Annotated in this window: 10 protein-coding genes and 1 pseudogene; 5 read left to right on the top strand and 6 right to left on the bottom strand. The window is 73.4% G+C overall.

The annotated features are described in order from the left end of the window. Window positions 1-58: 58 nt before the first annotated feature. Window positions 59-1,273, bottom strand: coding sequence for a helix-turn-helix domain-containing protein (locus tag SYYSPA8_RS16215; protein WP_323447888.1), 1,215 nt, complete (start codon window positions 1,271-1,273; stop codon window positions 59-61). Window positions 1,274-1,608: 335 nt separating this feature from the next. Further along, window positions 1,609-3,576, bottom strand: coding sequence for an Ig-like domain repeat protein (locus SYYSPA8_RS16210; RefSeq protein WP_323447887.1), 1,968 nt, complete (start codon window positions 3,574-3,576; stop codon window positions 1,609-1,611). 547 nt (window positions 3,577-4,123) lie between these two features. Here SYYSPA8_RS16210 and SYYSPA8_RS16205 point away from each other — a divergent pair. Continuing rightward, window positions 4,124-5,038: an NAD(P)-dependent oxidoreductase gene (locus SYYSPA8_RS16205; protein WP_323447886.1), complete on the top strand. Its 915-nt coding sequence runs from the start codon at window positions 4,124-4,126 to the stop codon at window positions 5,036-5,038. 57 nt (window positions 5,039-5,095) lie between these two features. Here the strand turns inward: SYYSPA8_RS16205 and SYYSPA8_RS16200 are convergent, their stop codons facing one another. The 3 genes from SYYSPA8_RS16200 to SYYSPA8_RS16190 form a co-directional block, all read right to left on the bottom strand. Continuing rightward, window positions 5,096-6,592, bottom strand: a complete 1,497-nt coding sequence (locus tag SYYSPA8_RS16200) for an alpha/beta hydrolase (RefSeq protein ID WP_323447885.1) — start codon at window positions 6,590-6,592, stop codon at window positions 5,096-5,098. A 219-nt stretch (window positions 6,593-6,811) separates the two neighbouring features. Continuing rightward, window positions 6,812-7,276 carry a DUF7144 family membrane protein gene (locus tag SYYSPA8_RS16195; protein ID WP_323447884.1) on the bottom strand — a complete coding sequence of 155 codons (465 nt, stop codon included), beginning with the start codon at window positions 7,274-7,276 and terminating at the stop codon, window positions 6,812-6,814. A gap of 50 nt (window positions 7,277-7,326) precedes the next feature. Further along, window positions 7,327-8,835, bottom strand: coding sequence for a hypothetical protein (locus SYYSPA8_RS16190; RefSeq protein ID WP_323447883.1), 1,509 nt, complete (start codon window positions 8,833-8,835; stop codon window positions 7,327-7,329). Window positions 8,836-9,137: 302 nt separating this feature from the next. On the opposite strand from SYYSPA8_RS16190, the gene SYYSPA8_RS16185 reads away from it, so the two are divergent. The 4 genes and pseudogenes from SYYSPA8_RS16185 to SYYSPA8_RS16170 all read left to right on the top strand — a co-directional run bounded on the left by SYYSPA8_RS16185 (window position 9,138) and on the right by SYYSPA8_RS16170 (window position 12,035). Then, window positions 9,138-10,484, top strand: coding sequence for a chloride channel protein (locus SYYSPA8_RS16185; protein ID WP_323447882.1), 1,347 nt, complete (start codon window positions 9,138-9,140; stop codon window positions 10,482-10,484). Between the two features lie 137 nt (window positions 10,485-10,621). Next, a pseudogene (locus SYYSPA8_RS16180) lies at window positions 10,622-10,810 on the top strand (type II toxin-antitoxin system RelE/ParE family toxin); the annotation flags it as partial. Beyond that, on the top strand, window positions 10,810-11,133 hold the full coding sequence (locus SYYSPA8_RS16175) for a helix-turn-helix domain-containing protein (protein ID WP_323447881.1): 324 nt from the start codon (window positions 10,810-10,812) through the stop codon (window positions 11,131-11,133). The pseudogene SYYSPA8_RS16180 and the gene SYYSPA8_RS16175, both read left to right, overlap by 1 nt. A gap of 62 nt (window positions 11,134-11,195) precedes the next feature. After that, on the top strand, window positions 11,196-12,035 hold the full coding sequence (locus tag SYYSPA8_RS16170) for a phosphotransferase enzyme family protein (protein WP_323447880.1): 840 nt from the start codon (window positions 11,196-11,198) through the stop codon (window positions 12,033-12,035). A 111-nt stretch (window positions 12,036-12,146) separates the two neighbouring features. Here the strand turns inward: SYYSPA8_RS16170 and SYYSPA8_RS16165 are convergent, their stop codons facing one another. Further along, entirely contained in the window at window positions 12,147-15,569 is a 3,423-nt protein-coding gene (locus tag SYYSPA8_RS16165; protein ID WP_323447879.1) for a cell surface protein, read from the bottom strand. Window positions 15,570-15,623 lie beyond the last annotated feature (54 nt).

The raw sequence follows: 15,623 nt of genomic DNA, 5'->3' as shown, positions 1-15,623 counted from the left end.
CGCGCGATGCGGGGGGGCAGGCGGCGCGGTGCGGGAGTCAGGCGGCGCGGTGCGGGGATCAGGCGATCAGCGGTACGCCGATCAGCTCGCTCAGATGCCGGACCCGGGCCGTCGACACCTTCGCCAGCCGGGCCGCGATCACCCCCGGCAGCGCCTGGTGCCGCACCCACTCCGGCGCGTCGAGCGCCACCTCGGTCAGGGTGCGTTCGGCCGCGTCGTACAGCCCCGCGCCGCACTGCGCGAGCGCCACGTCCAGCCGGTAGCGGTTCCGGGCCACCTTGGACATGCCCGGCGGCAGTGTCCGCATGTCGGGGTGGGCGGCCAGCTTCAGCGCCTTGCCGTAGTTCTTGAGCGCCACATGGATGCCCACCGCCTCCGTCTGCACGGCCGTCGGCCCGAAGCTGGTCCCGTACAGCTTCTCGTCGCGGCCGAGCCGGGCCGCCGCCGCGCGCGCCTGCGAGATGTAGTCGTCGGCCGCGCTCCCGTCCTCGCGCCGGGCCGCCGCGACCGCCGCCGAGATCATCAGCCGGCCGTAGGCGAGGAGCCGGGGCCGGGAGGAGCGGCTGAAGCTGGGTTCGATGGCGAGGGCGGCCCGTTCGGCGACGGCGACCGCGCGGGGCAGCTTGGCGCCCCGGAGGTGGACCCAGGAGAGCGTCGAGTCGAGGAGCGCGCCCATCACCGGCTCGTCGGCGTCGCGGGCGAGGAGCTTGGCGGAGGTGATGGCGCTCAGCGCCAGGTCGCGCTGGCCGAAGCCGTTGGCGCAGGAGGCGGCGACCCGGTACGTGCTCGCCAGGATCAGCGCCAGCTGCCGCCGCTCGTCGCCGGCGGCGCTCGCGTACCGCACCTGCCCCTCCATGAGCACCTTCGCGGCGAGGCCGCTCATCCGCGCGGTGTCGCTGGCCCAGTAGGCGCCCCAGGCGAGATCGCGGGCGCGCGCCAGGTCCCGTACGCCGCTGGGGTCGTCGATGCCGTCCCACTCGCCGAGGGCGCTCTCGTGGACGGCGTCGGAGAGCCGGCGCAGGGCGGCGCGGTCGCTCTGCCCCATGCCCCGGCGCGGGGCCTGCTGCCCGAGCAGGACCGCGACATCGGTGTTGAGGGCGGCGGCCAGCTTGAGCAGGGAGCCGATGGAGAGTTCGCCCCGGTCCTGCTCGGCCTTCTGGATCGTCGCGTACGACAGCCCCGACGCCTCGGAGAGGCCCTGCTGGGTGAGGTCGGAGCCCCGGAGGTGCTTGATGCGCTCACCGTTGGTCAGGTCGGCCCACAGGTTGCTCACGGTCACCTCGGCGGTTCGGCGGTTCGACGGGTTCGACTACGGGGGGGGAGGTCTCGGGTACGGACTGCTCCCCGATGGTAGGGCCGCCGATGGAGTGCCCAATTCGGGCAAGTCGCCTTGTATGCACCCCTGTTGACGGTTGTCCCCGTACTCTGTGGCCTCCCCTCCCCCATACTTCACTCCCATGAAGGACCGCGTGAAGGATCTGGAGCCGGTGCGCGAGGACGGGCTGACGCGCTGGTTCGGGGTCACATGGGAAACGCCGGCGCCCGGGTGGGGACCCGGACGCCGGCGCGGCGCCGCGTGGACGGACGGCGGGACGGACGACGGGTCCGTCAGCGGGTGAAGGTGTAGTACTTCCAGGGGCCGTGCGTGGTCGCGTTGACCGAGTCGCCGGACGTTCCGTCGATGTACGAGGAACGCATCCGCTTGCGGAAGCCGGTGTAGTGCTCGCCCACCAGCTTCACCTGCGAACGGCCGTTGACGACGGTGAAGAAGTCACCGCCGTTGGTGCGCCACTGCCTCCCGTCGTGGTACTCCAGCTGGAACGACTGCTTCCGGTTCGGGTAGCCCGTCATCCGGGTGTCGAACACCGGGTCCGTCTTCTTGCGGATGACGTGGTACGTGTTGCCGGCGATCCGCTGCGTCTTGTAGTGGCCGGTCACCTTGGTGCTGATCGCCACCTTGGTGCCGACCCGGCTGCTGCCGCCCGCCGGAGCGGTCCGGGAGTCGCCCCCGAACGCGGCGGAGACGACGGTGTCCCGGGTCAGCTTGACCTTCGCCGAGATCTTCCCGGCGCTGTTCACCTTGCCGGTCCTGATCAGCTTGCGGCCCTTGCCGTCGCCGGCCGGGTCCGCGTACAGGCTCACCGTACGGTTCTTGTACGTCTTGCCCAGCTTGGCGGTGAAGGTGACATTGGAGCCGTAGCCGTAGACCTTCTTGTTGCGGTCCACGGTCAGCGTCGCCTTGTCACGGGAGACGTCGACCGAGTCCGAGCCGCCGGCCGGGGTGTGCTGGGCGCCGCCCGCGTAGCTGACCCTGTAGGTGACCTTGCCGCCGGAGTGCGGGGTGTCCTTGAAGGAGAACGTGCCGTTCGAGGCGAGCGTCTTCTTCCCCAGGGACTTGCCCTTCGGGGACTCCATGTCGGTGCGGACCACCGAGACCTGGGTGCCCGTCGGGAACGGCAGCGTGGCGGTCAGCCGGCCGCTGACGGTGAGCGACTTGGCGCGGCTGGCCTTCGAGGGGGCGTTGACCGTCAGCGTCGGCAGCGCCTTCGTCGGGTCGGTGAGCGTACGCAGCGCGTGCCGACCCCAGTTGTCGACGGTGACCGCGAACAGCCGTCCGCCGCCCGGCTCCCAGGCGAGGGACCGGTCCTTCAGCACATCGCCGGCGCTGGTGCCGGAGACCGAGCGGGGGAAGTCGTAGACCCGTACCGGCTTGGTCTTCCCGGCCCCGAAGACATGCACGTCGGCGTCGTACTCGCCCCAGGTGCCGGTGGCGACGGTGCCGTTGGTGTGCACCGCGACCGAGCTGGACGAGTGCGGCGTCGGGTACGAGCCCGCCAGGGTGAGGTCGGCCGTCTTCCAGATCCGGTGCGCGGCGTCGCGGCTGGCCGTGATGACCTGGCTGCCGTCGGCGCTGAGGGCGAGATCCTGGGGGAACCAGAAGTCCGGGCCGGTGGCCTTGCGCTCCGGCGTCGCGGTGCTGACGTCGTACGTCTCCAGCTTGGCCGAGGTGCCGTTGACGGCGGCGACGACCAGCGTGTTCGGCGTGCCCGGCACGGTGGCGACCAGCGGCGTCCCGGTGAGGGCCTCGGCGCGGTGGCCCAGGACGGGGGCGGGCTCCGCGGCCGAGAGGTCCAGCGAACCGATGTTGCCCCGGTAGCCGAACCAGAGCGTGTCGCCCAGGACGGCGATCGTCTCCGGGTCGGTGCCGTCGCCGATGGCGTAGCGGGCGGTCCGGGTGGAGGTGGCGGTCTCGACGGAGACGATGGAGTCGTCGCCGGGGACGGCCGCGTAGAGCCGCGAGGAGTCGGCGGAGAGCGCGAGGCCCTTGACGCCGGGCAGGTCGGCGAGGACCGCGATGGTCCGGCCCGCGTAGTCCGTGACGAGGATCTTCCCGGTGGACGGGTCGGAGATGTAGACCCGCTTGTGCACGCCGTCGACGGCGATGTCACCGGTGGCGCGGATGTCGATCGGTTTGACCGTGTCGGCGGCGGCCGGTGCCGCCGTGCCCGCCACCAGGGCGACGGAGCTGAAGAGGACCGCGAGTGCCGTCGCGGTCGGGATACTGCGCGTACGCAAGATGGTTCGAACCCCCCACAGGGAACCGCGTCAGGACGCGAGAAGAGAGGGCCGCGCGCACCCGGGGCGGCCCGTGGTGACGGGGCGTCCGCAGGGCGCGGCCAGATGAGCGGCAGATTAGCCCATGCCCCTGACAATTCACACTGTTTTCGCCGGTCAGGCGGGTGGTGATGCCGTTCCGATGCTGCTTCGATGCCGTTCACCCGGTGATGACGCAGCGTCCGGAGGGGGTCGGTGGCGCTCCGGTGACGGTCCGTTCGGGGACGGCGCGGGGCGGGAGCGGGTTCGCGGGGGCGGTTGTCTGGGAGGCTCGGGCCAAAGTCCGCCCGAGGGGGCCGGGGGCCCAGGGTGCGACCGCCGGAATTCATCCACAGCCTGTGGACAGTTGAGCGCGGGCCACACGCGTCCGCGATGACCGACGACGGCCGATGACCGATGACTGCTAGAGCGATCGCTCTAGCGGGTGCTACAGTCGGCCCCACGTTCTAAATAGAGCGCTCGTTCCAGTCCTCATTCCAGTCCTTTGCCGTGTGTCCCGGAGGTCCCCATGTCCCGCCCCGCGCCCCTCACCCTCGTCGGACTCGGCCCCATGGGCCGGGCCATGGGGCAGGTCCTGCTCGACCGGGGCCACCCGCTCACCGTCTGGAACCGGACCGCGTCCCGCGCCGACGACCTCGTCGCACAGGGCGCGGTGCGCGCACCGGACGTGGCCGCCGCGCTCGCCGCGAACGAGCTGGTGGTGCTGAGCCTCACCGACTACGACGCGATGTACGCGCTGCTGGAGCCCGCCGCCGGCGCCCTGGCCGGCCGGGTGGTCGTCAACCTCAGCTCCGACACCCCGGAGAAGACCCGCGCGGGCGCCCGCTGGATCGCGGAGCGCGGCGGCACCCTGATCGCGGGCGGCGTCACCGTCCCGCCGTCCGGGATCGGCGAGCCCGGCTCGTCCACCTTCTACAGCGGCCCGCGCGAGGAGTTCGAGCGGCACCGGGCGACGCTGGAGGCCCTGACCCGGACCGACTACCGGGGCGAGGACCCGGGTCTGGCCGCGCTGATGTACCAGATCGGGATGGTGATGTTCTGGACGTCGATGCTCAGTTACTGGCAGGCCGTCGCCCTCGCCGACGCCAACGGCCTCACCGCGTCGGACATCCTGCCGCACGCCGCCGGGACGATGACCGCGATGCCCGGCTTCCTCTCCTTCTACGCGCCCCGCGTCGACGCGGGGAACCACGAGGGCGACGTGGACCGGCTGGCCATGGGTGCCGCCAGCGTGGAGCACGTACGGCACACCATGGCCGACGCGGGCGTCGACACCGCGCTGCCCGACGCCGTCGTCGCGCTCTTCGAGCGGGGCATGGCGGCCGGGCACGGGGCGGACAGCTTCTCCAGCGTGGTGGAGCTGCTGAAGCGCCCGGCCGGCGGCGCCGGGGCGACGGCGGCGACGGCGACGGCCGGGGCCTGAGCCGCCCCGGCCGGGCTCCGGGTCTGCGGCTCGGTCCGCTCGGTCCGCTCCGCCCGCTCAGTCGGCGCAGTGGACGTCCGCCGCCGGGCGCTGCCCCGTGGTCAGGAAGCGGGTGACCAGCTCCGTGGAACAGGCGCCGCCGACCCCGAGATAGACCCCGTGCCCACCCCGGTCGACGGAGACCAGACGGGCGCGGGAGCCCAGCGCCTCCCGCAGCCGTACCCCGCTGAAGTGCGGCGCCGTCGGGTCCCGCAGGCTCTGGACCATGAGGATGTTGGACGGCCCCTCGTCGGTGATCCGGGTCGGCCGCTCGACCGGGGCGTCCTTCCAGAACGCGCAGGGCAGCAGGCTCCCCGGCATCCCGGCGGTCAGCGGATAGCGGGCCTTGTCGGCGGCCACCGCCCGCTCGTACGCGTCGATCCGGCCCGGCCAGCGGACGTCGTTGCAGATCACCCCCATCATGACGGCGACATCCCGGTCCGGTGCCGCGTGCGCGAGATCCGGCGGGAGCACCGGGGTCGCCTCCGGGTCCGCCGCATCCTGGATCAGCCGGGCGAGACCGGCGAAGTGGGCGTCGTCGTAGAGCGCGCCGTGCATCGCCTGCCGCAGGGCGTTTCCGGTGAGCTGTACGCCCGGGGTGGCCGTATCCCTCGGCTCCCCGTCCAGCCGCGCGGCCAGCTCCAGGAAGAGCGTGCGGACATCCCCGGGCCGCTCGGCAAGGCGCAGGCCCTCCGTCTCCCGGGCGGGGTCGGCGGCCCAGCCGGCGAAGTCCGGGAAGCGCAGGTCGACCGCGCGCGAGGTGTTGGCCACCCAGTTCCGGGAGACCTTCGCCGGATCCGGGTCCTGGCCGCTGTCGAGGACCCAGCGGTCGGTGCGGTGCGGGTACTTCTGCGCGTACACCGCCCCCACGTACGCGCCGTACGAGTTCCCCCACGCGGACAGCTTCTCCACGCCGAGGGCCCGGCGGAGCCGTTCGATGTCCCTTACCTGGTTGGCCGTGGTGAAACTCCGCAGCGTCGCCCCGCCGTTGCGCTGACACGCCTTGGCCGTCCGGCGGCCGTGCGCCACGACCTCGTCCAGCTCGCCCCCGGGCCCCGGCCACGCCCGCAGCTTGATCAGCGTCCGGTCCGCCGCGTCCAGTCCGCAGTCCGCCCGGGTGCTGCGGCCGACCCCCCGGGGGTCGAGGGTGACGAGGTCGTACAGCCCCCGCGTCTCCTTCCGCAGCGCCGCCCCCTTCTGCGCCAGCCGCTGCACCCCGGAGCCACCGGGCCCGCCCGCGAGGACGAGCAGCGCGCCCCGGCGTTCGGCGGGCCGTTCGCTCCGAAGACGGGACACCCCGACGGTGATTTTCGGACCGTCCGGATCGGCATGGTCGAGCGGCACCTGAAGCTCGGCGCACTGCTGGTCACCAGGCCCTTTGTCGTGCGGGCACGCCGTCCACTCCAGCGCCGGCCGCTCCCGCTGCCGGGGCGGGCCGTCGGCCTGCGCGATCGAGGTCTCCATACCGGCCAGCACACAGGCCAGCGCCACCGCCGTCATCTTTGAAGTCGCCATGCCCACAGCCTGGTTGGGTACGGCGCGCCGCCCCATCCGGGAGCCCGGTGGAAGGGGGGTGGGGCCAGCACCAGGGAGTTCCCCGAGGGGGCGCGGGCGCCTCGGGGGCCCCGGGACGGCAGGCCGAGGGGCCCGGCCCTGGTGGGGCCGGGCCCCTGCCTGCCAGGGAGGCCGTCCGAGCCCGTTACGCGTCCTGGGTCCTCCGGGATCCCGGAGGACCTAGGCCAGATCGCGTCGGCCGTCGGAGTGGTAGACCGAGAGCGCCCAGATGATGAAGACATCGATGGCGATCATGATCAGCGCCCAGACCGGCAGATACGGCAGGAACAGGAACTGCGCGATCAGGCTGATCGACGCGAAGAAGATGCCCGCGTACCGCGCCCACGACATGCTCTTCAGAATCCCGTATCCCGTGATCACCAGACAGATGCCGATGATCAGATGGATCCAGCCCCAACCGGTGAGGTTGATCCGGTAGACGTAGTCGCCCACCCGGCCGTACACGTTGTCCTCGCCGATCGCGGCGATGCCCTGGAGGATCGCGAGGACACCGTTGCAGAGCAGCAGGATGCCCGCGAAGATCACTCCGCCCACGGCCCAGTCGGTGTTCCGGTCCGGTCCCCGGTGGGACCCGGGGGACGCGGGGGGCGGTGTCCCGGCCGACGGCTGAGATGCGTGGCTCATGGGACCTCCCTTCCTTGCCCGTGCGCCCGACGCGTACGGGGATTCGAGCCTCAGCCCGACGGCGTGCCACCGCCATCCGGATACACCCGTTCGGGTGAATCGCCGGGGTGGGAGGGACCTGGGGGGCCTGGTGGGCGCGGGGGGTTCGAGGGCCCGGAGGGGCGCGGTGGGCGGCCCGGACCGGCGTCCGGACCGGCGTCCGGAGCGGCCTGTGGGGCTGCCGGGGCTGCCGGGTCGGCGGCCAGGAATTCGACTATCGCGAGGGCCGCCAGCAGGACGAGCGCGATACCCACGACCACCCACGCCGTGGGATGGCTCCACAGCAGATACGCCAGAACGGCGGCCGCGAGCAGCACCCACACCACCCACCGTCGATGACCGCGCAGCCAGGGCCCCACCGGGCCGGTGCGCAGCCCCGCGTGGTCGGCCGTGGCGCGCGCCGCGCCGATGCCCGTGTGCCAGAGGCGGCGGACGAGGACGGCGTACCGGCCGGGGCCGGTCAGCCACGCGGCCAGGGCGACGACCACACCGAGGGTGATCACCATCCGGACCGCGTCCCTGAGGAACCGGGTCAGCGCGTCGTAGACGGAGGCGGCCGCCGGCTGGGAGACCCCGGCGGGCAGCCGGTCGAGGTAGACCGCGCGGAACGCGATCAGCGCCGCCCCCAGCACGGCGAGCGCGAAGGCCGCTCCGAGGGCGGCGGCGACCAGCGCCCTGCGCCGCCGCACCGCCAGCAGCACACCCGCCGCGACCAGCACGAACGCCAGCACCGGCAGCCACGACCCGGCGAGCTGGAGCAGCCGGAACCAGGTCTTCGCCTTCCCGATCTCGTCGGACCGGAGCACCGTGAAGTGGGTGTGGACCTCCGGGATCCGCCCGGCGGCCGTCAGCCCGCTGTCGACCAGCCGCGTCTTGAGCTGGTCGACCAGGGGCGCGAGATCGATCTCGACCGTGTCGTTCGTGAGCTGGACCGCTCCTCCGCCGCTGCCGGTGAGGGCCTTGTCGACGGCGTCGTGCGCGCGGCGGTTGGCGTCCGTCCACACGGTCTTGAACCGGTCGGACGCGACCACCTCGCGCGCCTTGTCGTGGACGAAGCTGCGCAGCGCGCTCTCCAGCGAGCCGCCCAGCCGGCCGAGGGCCTTCGTGACCAGGGGTCGGTCCGTCGGTGCGACGCCCTCCAGGAGCGATTGCAGGTCGATGTGGTCCATCACCGCGTTGGTGATCCGGTTCGCGGCGGCATCCTGGACGTCCGGGTCGGAGGCGAGCGGGGCGACGGTGGCGACATAGCGGTCGGTGTCGCCCACCTCGTCGGCGGCCCAGGAGGCGACCGCGCCCAGCGGGGCCAGCACACAGCCGATGACGATGAGCAGCGCGGAGAAGAAGGAGCGCACCCGGTGGTGGCGGGGGCGGGCCTCCAGGGCCGTGACCCGCTCCCGGAGCCGGATCAGCTCGTCGCTGCCGCCGTCCCGGGGCTCGCTTCCGTTTCTGCCTCCGGCTCCGGATTCGGCTCCGTCGCCTGTTCCCTTGCCCGTTCCGTCGGCGTTCGCCTCCGAGGCCATCGCGCTTCCTCCCGTACCCCCGTGGCTCCAGGGAAAGCGGGGACGGGAGAGGCGGCGACCCACGGTGCACCGAACGGGTGGCCGGGGGCTCCGGCAGGGTCACCGGGAAGCGGAACGCGGGGGGCGGGGGACTCACCCGTACGGGCGCCTCCGGGGGCAACCGGCCGTGCGCGGCCGTTGCATGGGGACATGCACACCAACGGACCGGCCGCGCCCCGAGGGCCGGTGCCCGGGTGAACGCCCCGCCCCCGTCCCCCGCCCCCGGGCCGGCCGCCGGCGGTTCCGGACCGGGAGAAGCCGGGGTGCCCGCGAGCCCCGCCGTGCCCGGGGTGCCGAAGACGCCCGGGACCCCCTCCCTCCGGGACATCCTGCTGAGCCGGGGATACCTCAAGCTCCTCGGCCTCTCCCTCCTTCTCGGCATCCCGATCGCGCTGGCCTGCTTCCTCTTCGTGAGCGTCCAGCACGCGTTCCAGCACGCCGTCTGGACCGACCTCCCCCGGGCCGTCGGCTACGACGAACCCCCCTGGTGGTGGCCGCTGCCCGCGCTGCTGCTCGCGGGGCTGGTGCTGGCCCCGATCGTCACCCGGGTCCCCGGCGGCGGGGGCCATCTGCCCGTCCACGGCCTGGGCGGGACCCCGCTCGGCCCCCGCGAGCTGCCCGGGGTGGTCGCCGCCGCGCTCATCTCCCTGCCGCTGGGCGTGGTGCTCGGCCCCGAGGCGCCGCTGATGGCGCTCGGCAGCGGGCTGGCGCTGCTCGCCGTACGCGAGTCCCGGCGCGCGGCGGAGCCCAAGGCCGCGATGGTGCTGGCGACGAGCGGTTCCACCGCCGCGATCTCGACCATCCTCGGCGGGCCGCTGGTCGCCGCCGTGATGATCGTGGAGGCCGCCGGGCTCGCGGGCCCGCAGCTCGTGGTGCTGCTGCTGCCCTGTCTGCTGGCGAGCGGGGTCGGCGCGCTGGTGTTCACCGGGTTCGGCGAGTGGACCGGGTTCTCCATCGGGGCGCTGGAACTGCCGTCCGTCCCCCCGAACGTGTCCCCGGACGCCGGGGACTTCCTCTGGGGGGTGCCCGTCGCCGTCCTCATCGGCGTCGTCGTCACGGGCGCGCACCGGCTCGGCTACCTCAGCGCCGCGTGGACCGCCCGGCACACCGCCGTCCGCACGGTCGTGGCGGCCGTCGCGGTGGGGGTGCTGCTGACGGCGTACGCGCTGATCACCGGCCGTTCCCCGGCGGAGGCGGCGCTCTCCGGGCAGGCGACCCTGGGCGCGCTCGCGGCCGCCCCGCACTCCTGGTCGGTCGCCGCGCTGCTGGTGCTGGTGGCCTGCAAGGGCCTGGCCTGGGGCATCTGCCTGGGCGCCCTGCGCGGCGGCCCGATCTTCCCGGCGGTCCTGCTGGGCGCGGCGCTCGGGGTCGCCTGCGCGGGCCTGCCGGGTCTTGGGGCGACCCCGGCGCTCGCGCTGGGCATGGCCACGGCATCGGCGGTGGTGACCCGGCTGCCGGTGACCAGCGCGGTGCTGGCGGCGCTGCTGCTGGGCCCGGACGCGGCGAACCAGACACCGCTGATCGCCGTCTGCGCGGTGGTCGGCTTCGTGACGGCGCAGTTCCTGGAACGGCCCCGGGGAGAGAGCACCGCTCCGGACGGGAAGCAGTGACCTGCCGGGAAGCAGCATGGTGGCGGCGTCTCGTCGGACCTTCTCGATTCGCACGGAGTGGCCCGCGAGGAGTCGATTCATGTCGTCGGTGCCGGAGGTGAAGACCGCAGGCCGGCGGGCGGGCGTCGTCGCCAGGGCTGGACGGCGAGGCTGTGCGCATTCCCTACTGGCTCGCCCCTGGGCAGCGGATCGTCCTGTTGACGGTGTTCCGCAGGACGAGGATGCGTGAGACGGCGGAAGTCGAGCGTGCACATCAGGCCCAGAAAGTCTGCGAGGCCGAGCATGGCCGTGCCGACCACGCCTACGATCGCCGCAAGGAGAGTTGATGAATCACAGCACGTGGAGAACGCGCCGGGCCCGGCAGCTTGCGCATGAGGCGGTGGAGTACGACCAGGAGTACGTCGACGCGCGGCTGGCCGGCGATCTCGGGCAGGCGGTCCACGACCGTCGGATCGAGCTCGGGCTGTCCCAGGCCGAGCTGGCCGAGCGAGCCGGGATGACGCAGCCCCAGGTGTCCCGGATGGAGGGCGGCGACACCGTGCCCACCCTCCCGCTGCTGCGCCGCCTGGCCAAGGCCCTGGACGGCACCCTGAACCTGGCCATCGACGAGGGTGACTCCCGCGTCACCTTCACCCCGCACGCCGCCTGAAAGCGAACTCGCCCGCCCGGAAATCATGGTCCGGCCCCGGAAGCCACCGCGAGGAGCGCCGCATGCCCCACCCCCCGCCTCACTCCTGCACCACCGGCACCTTCAGCACTCTCAGCACCGACGCCGAGAGCCTGTCCGGCGGCGTCCACGACGTGCTCCGGGTCGGTGCGACCGTACGCAGGCCCACCGGCCCCTGGTCGCCGCTGGTCCACGACCTGTTGCGGCACATCCGGGCCGAGGGCTTCACCGGTGCCCCCGGGGTGCGCGGAACCGCCGACGACGGCCGCACGGAGATCCTGGACTTCCTCCCGGGCGAGGCGGGCACCGATCCGGCCGCGCCCGCCGTCACCTCCCTGACGGCCCTGGAGAGCGCGGCCGCCCTGCTCCGCGCGTACCACGACAGCACCGCCGGTTACGCGTCCACCGCCCCCCGCGAGGGGTGGCTGCTGCCCGCCCGGGAGCCCGCCGAGGTGATCTGCCACGGCGACTTCGCGCCGTACAACTGCGTCCTGGACAGCGACCGGGTGGTGGGGGTCTTCGACTTCGACACCGCGCACCCCGCGCCCCGGCTGTGGGACCTGGCGTACGCGGTCTACCGCTGGGCCCCGCTCACCGCACCCGGCAGCCCCGACGCGCGCGGGACCACGGAGGAACAGGCCGTCCGTGCCCGTGTCTTCTGCGACGGCTACGACCTGTCGGCTGCGGACCGGGCGGCATTGCCGGACACCGTGGCCGAAAGGCTCCACGCCATGGTCGCGTTCATGCGCGCCCAGGCCGCCGCCGGTCACCCGTCCTTCGCCCGCCATCTCGCCGAGGGCCACCACGAGCAGTACCTCGGCGACGCGGCGTACATCCGGGCCCGGCGCGAGGTCTTCGAGCACCACCTGCGCGGCGCGGTCTGACGGCGGGCGTCCGGAAACGACGGTGCCCCGTCCCCCTCCGATCACTCGAAGGGGGACGGGGCACTTCAGCGTTCGATCAACCGTCGATCAGTCGCGGCTCAACGCGCTGGCTCAACGCGCCACGCCCGGAGTCGCCTTGCTGACAGCCGACCCGTCCGCGTGACCGGTCCGCTTGGCGGTCACCTTCACCGTGATCTTCTTGCCCCGCTGGGCCGTCTTGAGGTCCAGCGTCGACTTGGTGGCGCCGGAGATCGCCCTGCCGTCCGCGTACCACTGGTACCCGTACGAGGTCGCCGCCGGCGTCCACGTGCCCGGGTTGGCCGTGAGCTTCTTCCCGACCTTGGCCGTGCCCGAGATCGTGGGCACCTTGGTGGCCTTGGGCGCGCTGCCCTTGGCGACGGTGACCGCCGCCGAGGTCGCCGTCCCCGAGGGGTGGCCGGAGCGCTTCGCGACCACCGCGACGCTCAGCTTCTTGCCGAGCAGCGACGCCGGGACGGTGTACGTGGAGGCGGTGGCCTTGGCGATGTCCTTGCCGTCGGCCTTCCACTGGTACCCGTACGAGGTCGCGGCGGGCGTCCACGTCCCCGGCTGCGCGGTCAGCTTCGCGCCGACCTTCGCGCTGCCGCCGACCGCCGGCGCCTTGGTGTTCTTCAGCGCCGCCGGAGTGACGGTGAAGCTGCCCACGGGCCGCTCGTAGCCGTCGATGGTGATGACGCTCATGTCCCAGCCGCCCGGCGCGGCGGCCGTCAGGTCGAGCCGCGCGGTGAGCGTCCTGCGGTCCGGGGCGACGGAGACCGTGGTGGACTCGATCCGGGAACCACCCGAGGAGATCCGGACCTTGTCCTTCTCGTGCAGGGCGGAGCCGGCGACCGTCAGCGTGACGACGGACTTGGCCACCCCGGTCGCCGGGGTGACCCCGGTGGCGGTCTTCTTCTCGGGGCCGCAGAGCCCCGGCCCCGAGCAGACCATGTTCAGCCGGTACGAGGTCGTGGACGCCTCCTCCGGCAGTCCGAGCACCAGCGTGCTCGGCTCGGGCTGCTGGTGCGCGCCGGAGCGCACGGAGCACTGGTAACCGCTGGGAATGAACAGCCTGCACCCCTCGGAGAGGTTGCCGCTGTAGAGCGCCGGTTCGGCGATGGCGCTGCCGCCCGCCGTGTCGGTCAGGTCCATCTGGAAGCGGTTGCCGAAGGCGGTGGGCAGGGCCGCGCAGTACGCGGTGCGCTGCTCGTTCAGCACGCCGGTGACCGGTCCGAAGCCGTAGCTGATGTTGGGCACCTTGGCGCACTCGGGCGCCGGCTTCGACCCGTTGCCGATGCGCAGGGCGTCGAGCCGGTACGCGGTGGGCTGCGGATACCGGCCCGCCGTGACGCTGATGACCACCTGGTACGCGGTGGAGCCGGTGATCGCGCAGGCGCGCTTCCAGCCGCAGTCGACGACGGTGCCGTCGGCGCGGAACACGGTGTGCTGGAGGGCGTCGTCCTTGTCGCGGACGTTGAGGTGCAGGACGTCGCCGGCGCTGCCGGTGGTCACCTGACGGCACACCACGGAGCCCCGGTCGGCGGGCGTGCCGCCGGTGGACGCGCCACCGACCGCGGTCGCCGGGGCCGGGCCGCAGCCCTTCGCGCCGCCGCTGACGTCGCGCCGGGTGAGGGTGAACGTGGAGGGCTCGTCGACACCGGCGAGGAGCACGGTGTACGCGGTGTCGGCCCGGAAGTCGCAGCCGGTCCAGGTCCCGCCGTAGGCGCGCTCGACCGAGCAGGCGAGCTTCCCGTCGGCGCCGATGACGTAGACGTCGGCGCGGCCGGCCCCGGTCAGGGCCTTGAGCTGGAGCAGTTCCGAACGGTTCTGCCCGGCGGCCGGGATGGACAGGCAGTCGGTGAAGGAGCCGCCGCCGGTGGTGAGGGCCGCGTGGGCGCTTCCGGCGGTGAAGTCACCGAGGGGCAGGGTTCGGCAGCCGGCCGCGTCGTCGGTGCGGACGAGGGAGAGCGCGTAGGCGCTGTCCGACTCGCCGTCCTCGGCGTTGACGAGGACGCGGAAGGGCGCCTTCCCGACCAGCTTGCAGATCCCCTGCCGCTGGGCGTAGGAGTCGCAGACGTAGCCGCCGTCGGCGTCGGTGAGGGTGGTCTCGATCCGCGCGGCGCCGGCGCCGTAGGACTGGTGGAGCGCGACCGAGGCGTTCTCGGGGAACGGCAGGGTCAGGCAGTGGATCCCGCCGGTCGCGAGGGTGCCGCGGTGGGTGCCCGGCGCGACGGCCTCGCACCCGGCGGTGGAGTTGCGGTCGAGAACGAGCGTGGCCGCGTCGGTGTGCAGGGTGTACACGGCCCCGGCGGTCAGGTCGCAGGGCTGCCGGTACCCCTCGCAGACGGTGGCCCCGGCGCTGTCGTAGATCCGCTGCGCGGTCCGCCAGCCGTCGGACACGCCGTAGGCGTTGTACGAGGACGTCGCGGGGGCGGTGAAGGTCTTGCAGCCGACGCCCGGGGTGCTCGCCGTGGGGGCGGAACCGTACTGGTTCACGGACACGGTCTGGCAGCCCTCGGGCTGGGAGAGCCGGTGGATCCGCGTGCGGTAGGAGGCGGGGAAGCCGCCCTCGGAGGAGGTGACACCGCCGAGGAGCCGGTAGGGGCCGGTGCCGGGCAGGACACAGCCCTGGTTGCCGTCGCTGGCGCGGGCGCAGATGTCCGCCCCGCTGTCGTCGGTGATCCAGGCCCAGCTGCTCCCGTACCGCTCGGACTTCAGCTCATGGATGATCCGCTCGCCCTGCTGGGCGGTGAACGGCCGGCAGACGACGGCCAGCGGCGAGGGCGAGGAGTCGATGATCGGCGGGGCGTTGAGCGAGGTGCCCACCGCGGGGAGGCAGCCGGGGGTGCCGGCGCCCACCGGGACCACGGAGGTGTGGTACTCGCGCGGCTCCCAGCTGGTGTTGAAGACCCGCAGCGTGAAGGCGCCGGTCCGGGGCAGGTCGCACCCGCCGCGGTCGCCGCACTCCAGCGGGGTCTCGCCGTCGTGGATCCGGGCGTACCCGAGGCCCGTGGCACCCGGGGTGGCCAGCTGGACCAGGTGGATGCCGGTGCGCTCGGCGGTGAAGGTGAAGCAGGCGTCGCCGTCGCCGGGCAGGGTCACCTTGCCCACGGCCGCGCCGGGGTCGCCGAAGGAGGAGAGGGCGAGGGGGGCGCAGTCGGCGGGGGCGGGCGCACCGGCGGCCTCGGCGCGGGCGAGGGCCTTGGCCGTACTCGCCTTGAGCCGGGCGGCGCGCTCCCCGGCGGCCTTGTCCTTCGTGCCACTGTTCGCGGTACGGGGCTCGGCGTCCCCGTCGACCTTGGCCCTGACCGCCGGGTCGACGTCCGAGGGCTGCGACGCTGCGGTTTCGGTGGACGCGGTGGACGCGGCGGGCTTCGCGGGCCCGTCCGCGGCGCCGGCGACCCCGGCCGCGCCGCCCGGGACCACCGGGAGCAGCAGGGCGACGAGGACGGACAGGGTGAGCAGGAGCGCGGTGTACGCCGCGGGTCTCGCGGCCGTACCCGGTGGCTGGTGCATCGATTTCCCCCCAGGGAAACGGAAGAACGGTGAACGGAGGCATCCGGCACGCAC

It is taken from the genome of Streptomyces yaizuensis (genome assembly GCF_034961445.1).
Taxonomy (GTDB): Bacteria; Actinomycetota; Actinomycetes; order Streptomycetales; family Streptomycetaceae; genus Streptomyces; species Streptomyces yaizuensis.
The sequence above is the reverse complement of the archived record's forward strand: the minus strand, read 5'-3'. Positions and strand labels throughout refer to the sequence as shown.

Bases quoted from the DNA above. Each gene is read 5' to 3' on its own strand.
- SYYSPA8_RS16205 (WP_323447886.1), top strand. From the start codon at position 4,124: ATGTCCCGCCCCGCGCCCCTCACCCTCGTCGGACTCGGCCCCATGGGC.
- SYYSPA8_RS16200 (WP_323447885.1), bottom strand. From the start codon at position 6,592: ATGGCGACTTCAAAGATGACGGCGGTGGCGCTGGCCTGTGTGCTGGCC.
- SYYSPA8_RS16195 (WP_323447884.1), bottom strand. From the start codon at position 7,276: ATGAGCCACGCATCTCAGCCGTCGGCCGGGACACCGCCCCCCGCGTCC.
- SYYSPA8_RS16190 (WP_323447883.1), bottom strand. From the start codon at position 8,835: ATGGCCTCGGAGGCGAACGCCGACGGAACGGGCAAGGGAACAGGCGAC.
- SYYSPA8_RS16175 (WP_323447881.1), top strand. From the start codon at position 10,810: ATGAATCACAGCACGTGGAGAACGCGCCGGGCCCGGCAGCTTGCGCAT.
- SYYSPA8_RS16170 (WP_323447880.1), top strand. From the start codon at position 11,196: ATGCCCCACCCCCCGCCTCACTCCTGCACCACCGGCACCTTCAGCACT.
- SYYSPA8_RS16165 (WP_323447879.1), bottom strand. From the start codon at position 15,569: ATGCACCAGCCACCGGGTACGGCCGCGAGACCCGCGGCGTACACCGCG.